The organism is Micromonospora sp. DT62 (assembly GCF_049847285.1).
GTDB classification, from domain to species: domain Bacteria; phylum Actinomycetota; class Actinomycetes; order Mycobacteriales; family Micromonosporaceae; genus Micromonospora; species Micromonospora reichwaldensis.
On the sequence record NZ_JBNCOB010000001.1, the window covers coordinates 360,400 to 375,794 of the forward strand.

At 74.6% G+C, this 15,395-nt stretch carries 15 protein-coding genes; 7 read left to right on the forward strand and 8 right to left on the reverse strand.

All coding sequences use genetic code 11. The features are described 5' to 3' along the window. Window positions 1-6: 6 nt before the first annotated feature. The 3 genes from ACPXCB_RS01600 to ACPXCB_RS01610 form a co-directional block, all read right to left on the reverse strand. Entirely contained in the window at window positions 7-591 is a 585-nt protein-coding gene (locus ACPXCB_RS01600) for a DUF305 domain-containing protein (protein ID WP_425871478.1), read from the reverse strand. 66 nt (window positions 592-657) lie between these two features. Next, on the reverse strand, window positions 658-1,404 hold the full coding sequence (locus tag ACPXCB_RS01605; protein WP_425871480.1) for a lytic polysaccharide monooxygenase: 747 nt from the start codon (window positions 1,402-1,404) through the stop codon (window positions 658-660). Between the two features lie 119 nt (window positions 1,405-1,523). Next, window positions 1,524-1,799: an isoamylase early set domain-containing protein gene (locus ACPXCB_RS01610; protein WP_132233095.1), complete on the reverse strand. Its 276-nt coding sequence runs from the start codon at window positions 1,797-1,799 to the stop codon at window positions 1,524-1,526. Window positions 1,800-1,960: 161 nt separating this feature from the next. Here ACPXCB_RS01610 and ACPXCB_RS01615 point away from each other — a divergent pair, with 161 nt between their 5' ends. From ACPXCB_RS01615 to ACPXCB_RS01625, 3 genes are all read left to right on the forward strand, one after another. After that, window positions 1,961-2,221, forward strand: coding sequence for a Prokaryotic metallothionein (locus ACPXCB_RS01615; RefSeq protein WP_357880167.1), 261 nt, complete (start codon window positions 1,961-1,963; stop codon window positions 2,219-2,221). An 88-nt stretch (window positions 2,222-2,309) separates the two neighbouring features. Then, window positions 2,310-2,768, forward strand: a complete 459-nt coding sequence (locus ACPXCB_RS01620) for a GNAT family N-acetyltransferase (RefSeq protein ID WP_425871482.1) — start codon at window positions 2,310-2,312, stop codon at window positions 2,766-2,768. 112 nt (window positions 2,769-2,880) lie between these two features. Continuing rightward, entirely contained in the window at window positions 2,881-3,969 is a 1,089-nt protein-coding gene (locus ACPXCB_RS01625; RefSeq protein WP_425871484.1) for a lytic polysaccharide monooxygenase auxiliary activity family 9 protein, read from the forward strand. A gap of 177 nt (window positions 3,970-4,146) precedes the next feature. Here ACPXCB_RS01625 and hemQ read toward each other — a convergent pair whose 3' ends face one another. From hemQ to hemE, 3 genes are read right to left on the reverse strand one after another with little or no spacing between them, the layout of a single operon-like run. Further along, the gene (gene hemQ, locus ACPXCB_RS01630) at window positions 4,147-4,848 is read right to left on the reverse strand and encodes a hydrogen peroxide-dependent heme synthase (RefSeq protein ID WP_425871485.1); all 702 of its coding nucleotides are present in this window, start codon (window positions 4,846-4,848) and stop codon (window positions 4,147-4,149) included. After that, entirely contained in the window at window positions 4,845-6,254 is a 1,410-nt protein-coding gene (gene hemG / locus ACPXCB_RS01635) for a protoporphyrinogen oxidase (RefSeq protein ID WP_425871487.1), read from the reverse strand. The genes hemQ and hemG overlap by 4 nt, the downstream gene beginning before the upstream one ends. Before the next feature lie 5 nt (window positions 6,255-6,259). Beyond that, the gene (gene hemE / locus ACPXCB_RS01640) at window positions 6,260-7,357 is read right to left on the reverse strand and encodes a uroporphyrinogen decarboxylase (RefSeq protein WP_425871489.1); all 1,098 of its coding nucleotides are present in this window, start codon (window positions 7,355-7,357) and stop codon (window positions 6,260-6,262) included. A 305-nt stretch (window positions 7,358-7,662) separates the two neighbouring features. Here hemE and ACPXCB_RS01645 point away from each other — a divergent pair, with 305 nt between their 5' ends. Beyond that, window positions 7,663-8,235: a DUF3000 domain-containing protein gene (locus tag ACPXCB_RS01645; protein WP_425871491.1), complete on the forward strand. Its 573-nt coding sequence runs from the start codon at window positions 7,663-7,665 to the stop codon at window positions 8,233-8,235. A 17-nt stretch (window positions 8,236-8,252) separates the two neighbouring features. Here ACPXCB_RS01645 and ACPXCB_RS01650 read toward each other — a convergent pair whose 3' ends face one another. Both ACPXCB_RS01650 and ACPXCB_RS01655 read right to left on the reverse strand, forming a co-directional pair. Beyond that, the gene (locus ACPXCB_RS01650; RefSeq protein ID WP_425871492.1) at window positions 8,253-9,092 is read right to left on the reverse strand and encodes a hypothetical protein; all 840 of its coding nucleotides are present in this window, start codon (window positions 9,090-9,092) and stop codon (window positions 8,253-8,255) included. Between the two features lie 73 nt (window positions 9,093-9,165). Beyond that, a complete protein-coding gene (locus ACPXCB_RS01655; protein WP_425871493.1) occupies window positions 9,166-10,380 on the reverse strand; it encodes a trypsin-like peptidase domain-containing protein in 1,215 nt (404 codons plus the stop codon). Between the two features lie 207 nt (window positions 10,381-10,587). On the opposite strand from ACPXCB_RS01655, the gene ACPXCB_RS01660 reads away from it, so the two are divergent. The 3 genes from ACPXCB_RS01660 to ACPXCB_RS01670 all read left to right on the forward strand — a co-directional run bounded on the left by ACPXCB_RS01660 (window position 10,588) and on the right by ACPXCB_RS01670 (window position 15,331). Beyond that, a complete protein-coding gene (locus ACPXCB_RS01660) occupies window positions 10,588-11,916 on the forward strand; it encodes a ribonuclease D (protein WP_425871495.1) in 1,329 nt (442 codons plus the stop codon). Between the two features lie 155 nt (window positions 11,917-12,071). After that, window positions 12,072-13,265, forward strand: a complete 1,194-nt coding sequence (locus tag ACPXCB_RS01665; RefSeq protein ID WP_132233073.1) for a thiolase family protein — start codon at window positions 12,072-12,074, stop codon at window positions 13,263-13,265. Further along, a complete protein-coding gene (locus tag ACPXCB_RS01670; RefSeq protein ID WP_425871496.1) occupies window positions 13,262-15,331 on the forward strand; it encodes a 3-hydroxyacyl-CoA dehydrogenase NAD-binding domain-containing protein in 2,070 nt (689 codons plus the stop codon). The genes ACPXCB_RS01665 and ACPXCB_RS01670 overlap by 4 nt, the downstream gene beginning before the upstream one ends. The last annotated feature ends 64 nt before the right edge of the window (window positions 15,332-15,395 follow it).

The window sequence follows — 15,395 nt, forward strand, 5'->3', positions numbered from 1 at the left end:
CCCGGTTCAGGCCGCCCGGGCCGGCGTCAGCCCCGCCATCAGCGAGACCTCGGCCGTACGCGACCGCTCGACGCGGCCGGCGAAGTCGCGTACGCGCGGGTCGGCGCCGACCGTCTGGTGCGCCCGGGCCAGGTCGGCCGCCGCCTCCTGGTGCGGGACGAACAGGCCGAGCAGGACGCGATCGACCTCGCCGTCCGGGGCGGCCCGCAGGCGTGCCATGTCCTCGGCGGCGGTCCCGTGCTGTCCGTGGTCGTGCCGGCGGGCGGCCTCGGCGGCGGCCGGTCCGGCGTCGCGCAGCCAGCCGCGCATCGTGGCGAGTTCGTCGGTCTCGGTGACCTCGATGGCGGCGACGAGGGTGTGCAGCTTCCGGTCGGTCACCCGGTCGCGGCTGAGCCGCACCATCTCCAGCGTCTGCTCGGTGTGTGCCGCCAACGTGGCCAGGAAGACCACGTCCAGGCCGTTCATCTCGGTCGCGCTGGCCGCGGCCGGCCCCGGCGGCGCGGGGACGGACGACGCCGGGGCGCTCCGCGCGGCGCAGCCGGGGACGGTCAGCAGGACGGCGAGCAGGGCGACCGTGGGCAGCCGTCGCATGGCGTACTCCGATCCGGGGAGGGGTGACGGGTGCGGACGCCGGGGGGACGGGCCGCACCCGTCCGGTCAGACCTGCGTCCAGAGCGCCGGCACGTGCGGCGGTTCCCAACCGGGGATCGCGGTGTGCGCCTGCCGGCAGCGGTACGTCAGCCCGCCGTAGGTGACCTGGTCGCCGACCTGGTAGGCCCGGCCCGCCGTCCAGCTGCCGCCCGGCGCGGGCGGGGTGGTCGGGGCGGCGGTGGGGGTCGGGGTGGGCGACGGGGCCGGCGGGGTCGGGCTCGGCGTGGGCGACGGGTTGCCGCCCCCGCCGACCTGGAGGTCGACGCAGGAGTAGAACGCGTTGGCGGTGTCCGCGATGTTCCACACGGCGAGGACCTTCTGCCGTCCCGGGTGGCCGCCCAGGTTGACGGTGTGCGAGACGGTGGCGCCGGGCTGCTGCCCGCCGCCGCTGAAGACGGCCACCCGGGTCCCGCCGATGAAGTACTCCCAGTTGCTGGTGGCGTGCCGGGCGGTGTTGGTCCAGGTGAAGGTGACGGAGCTGCCGACCGAGGTGGCGGGCCAGCCCCGGCTGTCGTCGTTGAGGACGGCGAACTGGGCGATCCCCGCGTGGCAGCTGCGCAGCCCCTTCGGCCCCTCGACGCTCTGCGGCTCGTACTTGATCTGCCCGCAGTCGGGGACCCGCCCCTGGGCGCAGAGCGCCTGGCGGCTCGGCGGGCCGGACACGTAGCCGTGGGCCTGGGCGGGCGCCGCGACGGCGAGTGCGGAGACGACGGCGCCCGTCGCCATGAGCGGGATGGTGATTCTTCGACGCATGGTGGCAGCTCCTTCGGACTTCGGCCTGGTGAGGTGCCATCAACATAAATTAAAGCTTGTTAACAGTAAAGACTCCTGTCGATAGAAATATCGCACCTTCTGCACACGCAGGGTGACCGTCAGAGCAGCAACAGGCTGCCCCGCTCGTCCACCCGGTCGGCGGACTCGTCGTCCAGCCAGACGCCACCGGTGGCGAGGTAGCGGAAGCGGTACTCCCCCGGGCCGAGTCGCACGGTGACCGTCCGGGTGCCGTCCCGACGCGGGAGGAGTTCGTGCCGCCCCGGCTCCCAGCCGTTGAAGGAGCCGACCACGCTGACCGGGCCGGGCGGGGTGTCGCGGGGCAGGCTGAAGGTGACCCGTACCTGGTTGCCGAAGAGCTTGTTCCGCTTGATCATGTCGTGTTCCTCCGGGGTCGTGCGCGGTCACCCGGTACAACGCCCGACACGCCGGGGGCGACACGCCGCCACCCCGGAGTGACCTGGGCCGTTCCGCCCGCCCGGCACGGTCCGGTTGCCGCACGCTCGAGGAAATGTGTCGGCCTTCGGGGGGTTCTGTCGTGGCGACGTGCGAGGTCTGCGGTAACGACTACTGGATGGCGTTCGAGGTGCGGACCGTCAGCGGCGACGTGCACACCTTCGACTGCTTCGAGTGCGCCGCGCACAAGCTGGCGCCGATCTGCGAGCACTGCCAGGTCAAGATCGTCGGGCACGGGGTGGAGGTGTCCGGCCGGTTCTTCTGCTGCGCGCACTGCGCCCGCGCGGAGGAGGGCGCCCAGGGCGCCGAGATCCGCGACGCGGTCGGCGCCCGCCCCGCCTGAGCCCGACGATCGGCGGTCGGCGGTCGGCGGTCGGCGGTCGGCGGGGCAGCAGGGAAGCTGACCCACGGGCCCGGCCTACCATCGGGGAGTGCCACAGCTCCCCGTGCCGAGGACCGCCTCGTTCGCCGACCTCGACGCCCGCACCTTCCACGACCTGCTCCGGCTCCGGATCGACGTGTTCGTGGTGGAGCAGGCGTGCCCGTACCCGGAACTCGACGGGCGTGACGTCGAGCCGGGCACCCGCCACCTCTGGCTCGACGACGGTGGCGCGCCCCTGGCGTACCTCCGGATCCTCGCCGACCCGGGCGGCCTGGCGCGGATCGGGCGGGTGGTGGTGGCGCCGAAGGCGCGCGGCGGCGGGCACGCGGGCCGGCTGATGGCCGCGGCGCTGGAGCTGGTCGGCGACCGCCCCTGCGTGCTGGAGGCCCAGTCCCACCTGGTCGGCCTCTACGCCCGCCACGGCTTCGCCGTCGCCGGGCCCGAGTACGTCGAGGACGGCATCCCGCACACCCCGATGCGCCGGGAAGGCATTGACCGAAGCCGATAAATATGACAGCCTCCGGGCAGAGCCGTCGCGGAAGCCACGCAGCGCGCACGGGAGGGGCAACTCCCGGGCCGTCCGGGCGTCGTCGTCCGACCTCTCCTCCCGGGGGCTCCCCATGTCCACTCAACTTCGCACCTCCCGCCTGGCGTGGCTGCTCGCCGTCGCGGCGACCGCCGTGCTGCTGCTGACCACGGCCCTGGCCAACCCCGTGTCGGCGCACGGCTCCGTGGTGGACCCGGCGTCACGCAACTACGGCTGCTGGCAGCGCTGGGGCAGCGACTTCCAGAATCCCCGGATGGCCACCGAGGACCCGATGTGCTGGCAGGCCTGGCAGGCCAACCCGAACGCCATGTGGAACTGGAACGGCCTGTTCCGCGAGGGCGTCGCCGGCAACCACCAGGCCGCCGTCCCCAACGGCCAGCTCTGCTCCGGCGGCCGGACCGAGGGCGGTCGCTACAACGCCCTCGACACGGTCGGCGCCTGGAAGACCGCCCCGGTCTCCAGCAACTTCCGGGTCCGCCTCTACGACCAGGCCAGTCACGGCGCGGACTACATCCGGGTGTACGTGACCAGGCAGGGCTTCGACGCGCTCACCGAGCCGCTGGGCTGGGACGACCTGGAACTGGTCGGCCAGATCGGCAACACCCCGGCGTCGGGGTGGAAGCCGGAGCCCACCGGCGTGTCCATCGAGATCCCGGCGAACGCGCCGGGGCGGACCGGGCGGCACGTCGTCTACACCATCTGGCAGGCCAGCCACCTCGACCAGTCGTACTACCTGTGCAGCGACGTCGACTTCTCCGGCGGGCCGACCAACCCGCCGCCGACGACGCCGCCGCCCACCACTCCCCCGCCCACCACGCCGCCGCCGACCACTCCCCCGCCCACGACCCCGCCGCCGGCCGGGGCCTGCACGGCGACGTACCGGGTGACCGGGCAGTGGGGCGGAGGCTTCCAGGGCGAGGTGACGGTGACCGCCGGTGGCGGGGCCGTCAAGGGCTGGTCCGTGACCTGGACCTACGCCAACGGCCAGCAGGTCACGTCGGCGTGGAACGCGACCGTGACCACCAGCGGCACGCGGGTCGTCGCCCGCAACGCGGAGCACAACGGTTCGCTGGCCCCCGGGGCGAGCACCACGTTCGGCTTCCTCGGCTCGTGGTCCGGCACCAACAGCGCGCCGACACCCACCTGCACGACCGTGGTCTGATCCGCACCGGAACCCCGGCCGGGGTCGCAGCCCACTCCCTCCGGGCGCGACCCCGGCCGGCCCGCGTCGGCACCCTCAGGCCGCTGTCGAGCTGCCCCACCGGTCAGACCGCCGCCGGACGCGCCGCCCCGCCGCCCACCCGAGCGGCGGTGCGGCGGTGCGGCGGGCAGGCGTGCCTCAGACCAGGCAGTTGACGATGTCGGCGACCGAGCGGCGACGACCGGTGTAGAACGGGATCTCCTCCCGGACGTGCCGCCGGGCGCCGGAGGCCCGCAGGTCGCGCATCAGGTCGACGATCCGGTGCAGCTCGTCGGCCTCGAACGCGAGCATCCACTCGTAGTCGCCGAGCGCGAACGAGGCGACCGTGTTGGCCCGCACGTCCGGGTAGCCGCGGGCCATCTTGCCGTGCTCGGCGAGCAGCTCGCGCCGCTCGGCGTCCGGCAGCAGGTACCACTCGTAGGAGCGGACGAACGGGTAGACGCAGACGTAGGAGCGCGCCTCCTCGCCGGCCAGGAACGCCGGGATGTGGCTCTTGTTGAACTCCGCCGGCCGGTGCAGCGCCATCTGCGACCAGACCGGGGTGAGCGCCCGACCCAGCGTGGTGCGGCGGAACCGCAGGTACGCGTCCTGGAGGTCGTCGCTGGAGGCGGAGTGCCACCAGATCATCAGGTCGGCGTCGGCGCGCAGCCCCGAGACGTCGTACGTGCCGCGGACGACCACGTCCTTGCCGGCCAGCTCCGCGAAGAGCCCCTCGACCTCGCCGGTGACGTTGTCGCGCAGCGACGGCAGCGGGCTGGTGGCCCGGTACACCGACCACATCGTGTAGCGGATGCTGTCGTTGAGCTCCCGCAGCCGGGCCGCGTTGGTCTGCTCGGTCATGTCCCCGGTCCTCCCAGTGCTGTGATGATCTCCTCGGCCGCCGTCTCGCCGGAGCGGACGCAGATCGGGATGCCCACCCCGTCGTACCCGGCGCCGGCCAGGGCCAGGGTCGGGTGGCTCGCCCGCAGGGCCGCCCGCGCGGCGGCCACCCGGTCGGCGTGCCCCGGGGTGTACTGCGGCAGCGACCCGCCCCAGCGCTGCACGTGGCCGGCGACCGGTGCGGGCAGCGGCACGCCGAGCACCGCCGACAGTTCCCGGTGCACGGTGGCGGCCAGGTCCTCGTCGGTGCGCTGCACCTGCCGCTCCTCGCCGTAGCGGCCCACGGAGGCGCGGACGAGCGCCAGCCCGTCGGTGCGGCGCAGGTGGCCCCACTTCGTGGTGAAGAAGGTCGACGCCTTGATCAGCAGACCCTCGTTGCTCGGCACCAGGAAACCGGACAGCTCCGGCAGCTCCGGCTCGGGCAGCGCCAGGGTGACCAGCGCGACGCTGGCGTAGTCCAGCCCGCCGACGCCCTCGGCCACCTGCGGGGCCGGGCCGGCGAGCAGCCGGGCCGCCGGACGGGCCGGCACGGCCAGCACCACGGCGTCGACGTCGACCGACTCCGCCTCGCGGGTGGGGCCGACGGTCAGCCGCCACCCGGCCCCGGCCGGGGTCAGCTCGCGCACCGCCGCGCCCCGCCGGACCGTCGCCCCGCTGGCCGCCGCCGCGGCCTCGACCAGCGTGCTGAGCCCGCCGGTCAGGGTGCCGAAGACCGGCGCGCCCGGCGCGCGGGGGGCCGCCGCCTGCGCGGCACGCACCGCGCCCACCAGGGTGTGCTCCACCCGGGCCGCCCGGGCCAGCGCCGGCATCGTGGTGGCCAGGGAGAGGTCGTCGGCTCGGCCGGCGTAGACGCCGCCGAGCATCGGGTCGACCAGCCGGTCGACCACCTCGTCGCCGAACCGGGCCCGCACCAGCGCGCCGACGGAGACGTCCTCGTCCGCGCCGAGCAGCGGACGGCCGGCGTCGACGTCGGCGTCCGCCGCCGGCCGCGCGACCGTGGCCACCCGCTCCAGGTCCCCGGGTACGCCGACCAGCGTGCCGCCCGGGATCGGGCGCAGCCCCCCGTCGACCACGAGCGCGGCCTGCCCGACGGTGGGGTGCACGATCCGCTCGCCCAGGCCGAGCCGGCGGACCAGGGCCACGGCGGCGGACTCGCCCCCGGCCGGGTCGCGCATCAGGAACGACTCGGCGCCGAACTCCACGGGTGAGCCGGCCAGCTCGCCGGTGCGCAGCTTGCCGCCGAGGGCGCCGGACTGCTCGTACACCGTGACCTCGGTGCCGGCGGGAGCGCGGTCGCGCAACCGGACCGCGGCGGCCAGCCCGGCGATCCCGCCGCCGACCACCGCCACCCGCCACGGCGCCCGCATGCCGCTCAGCCCCGGTCGCCCGACTCGGCGGACAGCTCGTGCACCAGGGCGACCACCCGGGTCAGCACGTCGGGGTCGGTCTCCGGCAGCACCCCGTGCCCCAGGTTGAACACGTGCCCGGGGGCGGCCCGGCCCTGCTCCAGGATCCGCCGCACCTCACCCTCGACGACCGGCCACGGCGCGAACAGCACGCACGGGTCGAGGTTGCCCTGCACCGCCCGCTCCGGCCCGATCCGCCGGGTCGCCGCGTCCAGCGGCGTACGCCAGTCGACGCCCACCACGTCGGCGCCGGCCTCGCCCATCGCGCCGAGCAGCTCCCCGGTGCCCACGCCGAAATGGATCCGGGGCACGCCCGCGTCGGCCAGCCCGGCCAGCACGCCCGCCGAATGCGGCAGCACGAAGCGGCGGTAGTCGGCCTCCGACAGCGCGCCGGCCCACGAGTCGAAGAGCTGCACCGCGGACACCCCGGCGGCCACCTGCACCCGCAGGAACTCCAGCGTCACCTCGGCCAGCCGGCCGCAGAGCGCGTGCCACAGCTCCGGCTGGCCGTACATCATCGCCTTGGTCTTCGCGTGGGTCCGCGACGGGCCGCCCTCGACCAGGTAGCTGGCCAGGGTGAACGGCGCGCCGGCGAAGCCGATCAGCGGGGTGTCGCCCAGCTCGGCGACGAGCATCCGGACCGCCTCGTCCACGTACCACACGTCGTCGCGGGTGATCGGCCGGATCCGCTCCACGTCGGTCAGGGTGCGTACGGGCTCGGCGACCACCGGGCCGGTGCCGGGCACGATGTCCAGGTCCACCCCGGCGGCGGCGACCGGCACCACGATGTCGCTGAACAGGATCGCGGCGTCCACGCCGTGCCGGCGTACCGGCTGGAGGGTGATCTCGGTGACCAGGTCGGGGCGGCGGCAGGACTCCAGCATCGCCACGTTGGCCCTGATCGCGCGGTACTCCGGCAGCGACCGGCCGGCCTGGCGCATGAACCAGACGGGGGTGTGCGGGCCGGGCTGGCGCCGGCAGGCCCGGACGAAGGGCGAGTCGGCCGGTCCGCCGGGGCGGGGGTCTTCGTCTCGGGCGTCGGCGCCCGTCGTCGTGGTGCTCATCGCGGCCATCGTGCCACGGGGGACGCGACCGGCAGCGGGCAGCGCCGCCTTTTGTGACCCGGGTCAGCCCGCTGGCGGCGGGCACCCACGGGATGCCCGCTCCGGGCGGTGGCGGCGGAACCCGGACGGGCGGTGATGGCGGGGCCCGGACGGGCGGTGATGGCGGGGCCCGGACGGGCGGTGATGGCGGGGCCAGCCCGGGCGGTGATGGCGGGGCCCGCCCGGGCGGTGGCGGCGGCCCCGGCGTGGGACGGCATCGGCGCGCCTCTCGGGCGGGCGGGCGGCCGGCGGCATAGGCTGCCGGCATGGCCCCCCCGATCGCGCTCCCGGAGACCTTCGCCCGCGCGGTCACCGGGCTGCGGTCCGCGGCGCCCCGGTCGGAGATCGTGCTGGAGGAGGTCGGCGCGCCGCAGCGACTCGCCCCGTACGCCTTCGCGCTCTCCGCCATCGTCCTGCGCGACGGCGAGGAGGTGGCCTCCGGGCGGCTGATCCTGCTGCACGACCCGGCCGGCCACGAGGCGTGGCAGGGCACCCTGCGGCTGGTCACCTACGTGACGGCGGAGCTGGAGGTCGACCTGGCCGCCGACCCGCTGCTGCCGGGGGTGGGCTGGACGTGGCTGACCGACGCGCTGGAGGCGCAGGACGCGGAGCACCGAGCGATCGGCGGCACCATCACCCAGACCATGTCGACGCGCTTCGGTGACCTGGCCGGGCCGCCCGCCGCCGGCGACATCGAGATCCGCGCCTCCTGGACGCCGGTCGACGACGACCTCGCCCCGCACCTGCTGGCCTGGTGCGCGCTGCTGGCCTCGACCGCCGGGCTTCCCCCGCCCGGGGTGACCGCGCTGCCGGAGCGTCGCCCCGCCGGCGCGGCCTGACCCCGCGACGGGTCACCTCACAGATACTTCTCGGCCTCGTTGCAGACCTTGTCCATGCCCTGGATGGCCCTGTCGTAGGCCGCCTTGTTGCCGTTCGCCGCCGCGGCGAGCGCGGTGGTGAGCTTGTCGAGGCAGTTGGCGATGACCTTCTTCTGCCGGGCCTGCTCGTCCCGGTCGTTGCGGGTGCCGGTGAGGTCCTGCTCGGTGTCGCCGAGCTTGTCCCGGACCGCCTGGAGGTCGGTCTTGAGCTTCTCGATCTCCTTGCCGTTCGCCGTGATGGTGCCGTCGCGCTGGCTGACCTCGCTGGCCATCTTCTTCTCGGTCCGGTCCAGCTCGTTGGTGGTCGACACGAACAGGCCGGTCATCACCCCGCCGAGGACGAAGAGCAGCCCGGTCACGACCGCCAGGACGAGCACCTTGTGGCTCTTGCGGGGGCCGCCGGGCGCGGGGGCGCCGAAGGGCGGGGCGGAGCCGGGCGGGGCGGACAACGGCTGTCCGAAGGCCGGGCCGGAGGCGGGGGGCACGGACATCGGCTGCCCGAAGGCCGGCCCGCCGGAGGCCTGCCCGGCGTGGGGCGACGCGCTGCCGGGGCCGTAGCCGGACGACGCCGGCGGCGCGGACTGCGGGTAGCCCGAGGGCCCGGCCGGCGGCGCGGACTGCGGGTAACCGGCGGACGGGGCCGGGTTGTACTGCTGCGGCGCCGGGGCGTACTGCTGGCCGGCGTCCTGCTGTTCGGGCGTGTACGGGCGCGGGCTGCCGTAGGTGGTGCCGTGCGGGGCGCCGCCCGACGGCGGCTGACCGGGCGCGGCCGGCGGGTACGGCGGATAGCCCTCCGGCCCGGTCGGTGGCTGGGACATGCGTTCTTCCTCCACGTGTGCTGGTCCGGCGCGTGAGCCGCCGGGCCGAGGGGGTGGTTGGGCGCTGACGGGGTCAGCAGATCTTGAAACCGTCGCAGGCGACCTTGATCGGTACGGCGAGACCGATCCCCTCGGCGTTGCGGGCCTTGGCGGTGGCGATGCCGACGACCTGCTTGCTGCCGTTGATGACCGGGCCGCCCGAGTTGCCGGGGTTGATCGGGGCGTCGAACTGAATGACCGGGCCCTCGCCGCCGCCGGCCTCGCGGAAGGCGCTCACCACGCCGGTGGTGACGCTGTCCTCCAGGCCGAGCGGCGCGCCGACGACCACGATCTGCTGCCCGGACTTCACCGCGGCGGGTGCCGCGACCAGGCCGGTGAACTTGCCGTTGGTCCGCAGGTGGGCGACGTCGTTGGCCTCGTCGACGCGCACGATGGTCGCCGGGAAGCGCTGGTCGGTGCGCTCCAGGAAGACCTCCCGCTCGCCGGTCTGCCAGAGCGCGTCCACCACGTGGTAATTGGTGAACAGGTTGGTGCCTCCGCCCGCGGCCGGCTTGCCGATCGCGAACGCGGTGCCGGTGGAGTTGCCGGCCCGGACCCGGAACACGCTGGGCAGCACGGCGCTGGCCACGGCCTCCGGGTTGAACGCGGCGCCGGCCTGCTTCTCCAGCGCCCCCGCCCGGGACTCCAGGCCGTCGAGCCGGGTGCCGTCGGCCGCCTGCGCCGCCGCCACCCTGCTGTCGGTGTCGCCCAGCCGGTTCGAGAGCCGGTTGATCTGGTACGCCTGCACGCCCGTCACCACGGCCAGCAGGCCGGCGAGCACGAGCGCGGTGATGGTGAGCCCGCGCCCCTTCGTCGCCGGCACCGGCCCGGCGGGGTACGGCTGGCCCGGCGCGGGGCCCTGGGGGTGGCCGTGGCCGGGCGGCTGGCCGGGGACACCCGGCGGCGTCGACCCGGACGCGGGGGGCCAGCCGGGTCCCGGGGTGACCCCGGGCGGCGTCGACGGGCCCGGGGTGGTGGACGGCGCGCCGCCGTGTCCCCAGCCGCCGGCGGCGGGCGTGGCGGCGGGGGCGGGCGCGTTGGCCGGGGCCGTGCCCCACTGGCCCGGCTGCGCCGGCGGCGACCAGGCGGGGCGGGGGGCCGGGGGCTGCCCGGGGGCGCCCGGCGGCAGGTACGCGGAGCCGACCGGTTCGATCCGGGGCGGCAGTGGTCCGGGGCGGGCCGTCCCCGGCGGGAACCCGCCGTCACCTGGTCCCGTCGGGCCCTTGTCCGCCGACCCGTAGCCAGTCATGATCGCCTTGCCCTCCCGTAGACACCCCGCTCCGCACGCGGGACCCTGATGATGCCGTACCCGCGCAACGGCCCGATGGACCGTACCTGCGTCAACGGGCTTTGTCTTCCCCTATGTCCGGCCCTCGGAAGGACATCCGGCGGTCGCCCGGCGACAACACCGGACCGGCTTCACCCACCGCGTCGTGTCGCGCACTAGGGTTGTCAGGTGACCGACGAACCACCCCTGCGCCGTCGGCCCGCCGAAAGCCGTACGGGAAACGATGCGCACCACCCGCCGTCGGCCCGACCGGTGCCGGAGGCCGCGGGGACCGAACCGACCGCCGACGGGCCCGTTCCGCTGACCGCCCCGCGCGAGGGCACACCCCAGCCGGCGGCCACGCCCGGCGAGCTGGACGACGTCGTGGCCCGCTTCGCCGCAGGCACCGGCCCCGTCGCCCTCGACGCCGAACGCGCCTCCGGCTACCGCTACAGCCAGCGTGCCTACCTCGTGCAGCTGCGCCGGGCCGGTTCCGGCACGGCGCTGATCGACCCGCTGCCGCTGCCCGACCTGAGCGCCCTCGACACGGTGATCGGCGAGGCCGAGTGGGTGCTGCACGCCGCCAGCCAGGACCTGCCCTGCCTGGCCGAGCTGGGGCTGCGGCCCCGCCGGCTGTTCGACACCGAACTGGCCGCCCGGCTGGCCGGATTCGAGCGGGTCGGCCTGGCCGCGCTGACCGAGCAGCTACTCGGCTACAGCCTGGAGAAGCACCACTCGGCGGCCGACTGGTCGAGCCGCCCGCTGCCGGAGTCCTGGCTGACCTACGCCGCGCTCGACGTGGAGATGCTGGTCGACCTGCGGGACGCGCTCGTCGAGGAGCTGACCCGGCAGGGCAAGTCCGCGTGGGCGGCGGAGGAGTTCGCCGCGCTGGTGCGCACCGGCGCCCGGCCGCCGAAGGTGCGGGCCGAACCGTGGCGCCGCACGTCCGGCATCCACCGGGTCCGCGGCGCGCGGGCCCAGGCCCGCGTCCGTTCCCTCTGGTACGCGCGGGACCAGATCGCCGCGCGGCGGGACGCCGCCCCGGGGCGGGTGCTGCCGGACTCGGCCATCGTCGCGGCGGCGGAGCTGGATCCGAAGGACGAGAAGACCCTGCTCACCCTGCCCGGCTTCGGTGGCCGCTCGGTGCGCCGGCTGGCCCGCACCTGGCTTGCCGCGCTCGACGACGCGCGGCAGCTGCCCGAGGACTCGCTGCCGGTCGCCCCGACGGTCGAGGGTCCCCCGCCGCCGCACCGCTGGGCGGAACGGGACCCGGTGGCGGCGGCCCGGCTGGCCCGCTGCCGGGAGGTGGTGGTCCGGATCGCCGGCGCGCACCAGCTGCCGCCGGAGAACCTGATCGCCCCGGACTCGATCCGCCGGTTGGCGTGGGTGCCCCCGGAGGAGGTCACGGAGGCGGCGGTCGCGGAGGCCCTCCGGGGCTTCAACGCCCGCGAGTGGCAGATCACCCTGCTCCTTCCCACCCTCACGGAGGCCCTCACCGATCCACCCCCCGCCCCTTGACCCGGCGGTGTGGGGTGGGCCACACGGGGGCGGGTGCCAGCGCTGGTTACTGGCGAGTAGCATCCGGAGGAACACGCCCGTGCCGGCGACCTTCGTCCGGTCCGTAGTGCCGCCTGCCGGCACGCAGGCCGGATCAGGTCGAAGAGGAGGCTCAAGTGCCCCGTGAAGTTCGAGATGTCGTCTTCGTCGACGGCGTCCGTACCCCGTTCGGCAAGGCGGGTGGCATGTACGCCAACACCCGCGCCGACGACCTGGTGATCCGCTGCATCCGCGAGCTGCTGCGCCGTAACCCGCAGCTGCCGCCGGAGCGGGTCGAGGAGGTCGCGATCGCCGCCACCACCCAGATCGGCGACCAGGGCCTGACCATCGGCCGGACCGCCGCCCTGCTGGCGGGCCTGCCCAAGACCGTCCCCGGCTTCGCGATCGACCGGATGTGCGCCGGCGCCATGACCGCGGTGACCACCGTCGCCAGCGGCATCGCCATGGGCGCCTACGACATCGCCATCGCCGGCGGTGTCGAGCACATGGGCCGCCACCCGATGGGCGAGGGCGTCGACCCCAACCCGCGGATCGTCGCCGAGAAGCTGGTCGACCCGTCCGCGCTGGTCATGGGCGCGACCGCGGAGAACCTGCACGACCGGGTCCCGCACATCACCAAGGCGCGCACCGACGCGTTCGCGCTCGCCTCGCAGCAGAAGACCGCCAAGGCGTACGCCAACGGCAAGCTCCAGGACGACCTGGTGTCCGTGGCGGTGCGCGACGAGGAGAACGCCTGGGGCATGGCCACGGTCGACGAGGCCCCCCGCGACACCTCGCTGGAGAAGCTCGCCACCCTGAAGACCCCGTTCCGCCCGCACGGCAAGGTCACCGCGGGCAACGCGGCCGGCCTGAACGACGGCGCCACCGCCAGCCTGCTCGCCTCCGAGGACGTCGCCCGCGAGCTGGGCCTGCCGGTCGCCATGCGGCTGGTGTCGTTCGGCTTCGTCGGCGTCGAGCCCGAGGTGATGGGCGTCGGCCCGATCCCGTCGACCGAGAAGGCGCTGCGCCTCGCCGGCCTGACCATCGACGACATCGGCCTGTTCGAGCTGAACGAGGCGTTCGCCGTGCAGGTGCTCGCCTTCCTCGACCACTTCGGCATCGCCGACGACGACCCTCGGGTCAACCCGTGGGGCGGCGCGATCGCCATCGGCCACCCGCTCGCCTCCTCGGGCGTGCGGCTGATGACCCAGCTCGCCCGGCAGTTCGCCGAGCACCCCGAGGTCCGCTACGGCGTCACCGCCATGTGCATCGGCATCGGCATGGGCGGCACCGTGATCTGGGAGAACCCGCACTGGGAGGGCAACAAGTGAGCGCGCTCGCCGCACCGAACGAGGTCGTCACCAGGGCGCTGCTGCGCCAGGTGAACGTACCGGGGCTGGACCGGCCGGCCGCCCTGATCACCCTGGACAACGGCTTCGACCACACCAAGCCCAACAGCTTCGGCCCGGGCGGCCTGACCAGCCTGGACGAGGCGATCACCGCCGCCCTGGCCGCGAACCCGGCGTTCGTGGCGGTCACCGGCAAGCCGTACGTCTTCTGCGTGGGCGCGGACATCACCAGCCTCCCGCAGCTCGCCGACCGCGAGCAGGCGCTGGAGATCGGGCGGCTCGGCCACCGGGTCTTCGCCCGGCTCAAGGACAGCGAGGTCCCGACCTTCGCCTTCGTCAACGGCGCGGCGATGGGCGGCGGCCTGGAGCTGGCGCTGCACTGCCACTACCGGACGCTCTCCGGCGGGGTGGCGGCGCTGGCGCTGCCCGAGGTCTTCCTCGGCCTGGTCCCCGGTTGGGGCGGCACGCAGCTGCTGCCGAACCTGATCGGCATCCCGGCGGCGACCCAGGTGATCATCCAGAACCCGCTCATGCAGAACAAGATGCTCAAGCCGAAGCAGGCCGCCGAGATGGGCATCGCGGACGTGCTGCTGGAGCCGGCGGACTTCCTGGAGCGGTCCCTGGAGTGGGCCGCCGGCGTCGTCCGGGGCGAGGTCACCGTGACCCGGCCCGAGGTCGACAAGGACATGTGGGCGGGCGTGCTCTACTTCGCCCGGCAGACCCTCGACCAGCGGCTGCACGGCGCGGTCCCGGCCGCGTACAAGGCGCTGGACCTGCTGGAGACGGCGAAGGACGCCGACTTCGCCACCGGCACCGCCGCCGAGGACGAGGCCCTCGCGGACCTGGTCTTCTCCGAGGAGCTGCGCAGCGGCCTCTACGCGTTCGACCTGGCGCAGCGGCGGGCCAAGCGGCCGGCTGGCGCGCCGGACAAGGGACTGGCCCGCCCGGTCACCAAGGTGGGCATCGTCGGCGCCGGCCTGATGGCCAGCCAGCTCGCCCTGCTCTTCGCCCGCCGCCTCCAGGTGCCGGTCGTCATGACCGACCTGGACCAGGCCAGGGTGGACAAGGGCGTCGGCTACGTGCACACCCAGATCGAGAAGGCCGTCAGCAAGGGCCGGATGGACAAGGGCACGGCCGCCAAGCTGTACGGCCTGGTCAGCGGCTCGGTCGACAAGGGCGCCTTCGCGGACGCCGACTTCGTCATCGAGGCGGTCTTCGAGGACCTGGCCGTCAAGAAGCAGGTCTGGGCCGAGCTGGAGAAGATCGTCAAGCCGGAGGCGGTGCTGGCCACCAACACCTCCTCCCTGTCGATCACGGCGATGGCCGAGGAGCTGGAGCACCCCGAGCGGGTGGTCGGCTTCCACTTCTTCAACCCCGTGGCGGTGCTGCCGCTGCTGGAGATCGTCCGGGGCGAGCGGACGGACGACGCCACGCTCGCCACCGCGTTCGCGGTCGGCAAGCAGCTGAAGAAGTCCTCCGTGCTGGTCTCCGACGCCCCGGCGTTCGTGGTCAACCGGCTGCTCACCCGCTTCCTCGGCACCGTCTTCGCCGCCGTGGACGCGGGCACCCCGCTGGACGTGGCCAACAGCGCGCTGGACCCGCTGGGCCTGCCGATGCGCCCGCTCGCCCTGCTCCAGCTCGTCGGGCCGGCCGTCGCGTACCACGTGGGCGGCACCCTGCACGCCGCGTTCCCGGACCGCTTCGGCGTCAGCGAGAACCTCAAGCGGATCGCCGACTCCGGTCAGCCGATCGTCGTCGACGACCAGATCAACGACGAGGTGGCCAAGCTGCTCGTGGTGGGCGACCAGCCGCTCACCGCCGAGCAGGTGCGCCAGAACGCGCTGGACGCGCTGGCGCAGGAGATCCGGCTCATGCTCGACGAAGGCGTCGTCGCCGAGGCGCAGGACATCGACCTGTGCATGATCCTCGGCGCGGGTTGGCCGTTCCACCTGGGCGGCATCACGCCGTACCTGGACCGGACCGGCACCTCGGAGCGGGTCGCCGGCCGGCGGTTCCTGCCGCACGGGGTGGCCAGCCTGCCCGCCTGATCCACATCGCCCCCCGCGTTCGCGGTGGTTGCCCCGTCCAGCTTGGATGGAGGTGGCCACCGCG

Bases quoted from the DNA above. Each gene is read 5' to 3' on its own strand.
- ACPXCB_RS01600 (WP_425871478.1), bottom strand. From the start codon at position 591: ATGCGACGGCTGCCCACGGTCGCCCTGCTCGCCGTCCTGCTGACCGTC.
- ACPXCB_RS01605 (WP_425871480.1), bottom strand. From the start codon at position 1,404: ATGCGTCGAAGAATCACCATCCCGCTCATGGCGACGGGCGCCGTCGTC.
- ACPXCB_RS01610 (WP_132233095.1), bottom strand. From the start codon at position 1,799: ATGATCAAGCGGAACAAGCTCTTCGGCAACCAGGTACGGGTCACCTTC.
- ACPXCB_RS01625 (WP_425871484.1), top strand. From the start codon at position 2,881: ATGTCCACTCAACTTCGCACCTCCCGCCTGGCGTGGCTGCTCGCCGTC.
- hemQ (WP_425871485.1), bottom strand. From the start codon at position 4,848: ATGACCGAGCAGACCAACGCGGCCCGGCTGCGGGAGCTCAACGACAGC.
- hemG (WP_425871487.1), bottom strand. From the start codon at position 6,254: ATGCGGGCGCCGTGGCGGGTGGCGGTGGTCGGCGGCGGGATCGCCGGG.
- hemE (WP_425871489.1), bottom strand. From the start codon at position 7,357: ATGAGCACCACGACGACGGGCGCCGACGCCCGAGACGAAGACCCCCGC.
- ACPXCB_RS01645 (WP_425871491.1), top strand. From the start codon at position 7,663: ATGGCCCCCCCGATCGCGCTCCCGGAGACCTTCGCCCGCGCGGTCACC.
- ACPXCB_RS01650 (WP_425871492.1), bottom strand. From the start codon at position 9,092: ATGTCCCAGCCACCGACCGGGCCGGAGGGCTATCCGCCGTACCCGCCG.
- ACPXCB_RS01655 (WP_425871493.1), bottom strand. From the start codon at position 10,380: ATGACTGGCTACGGGTCGGCGGACAAGGGCCCGACGGGACCAGGTGAC.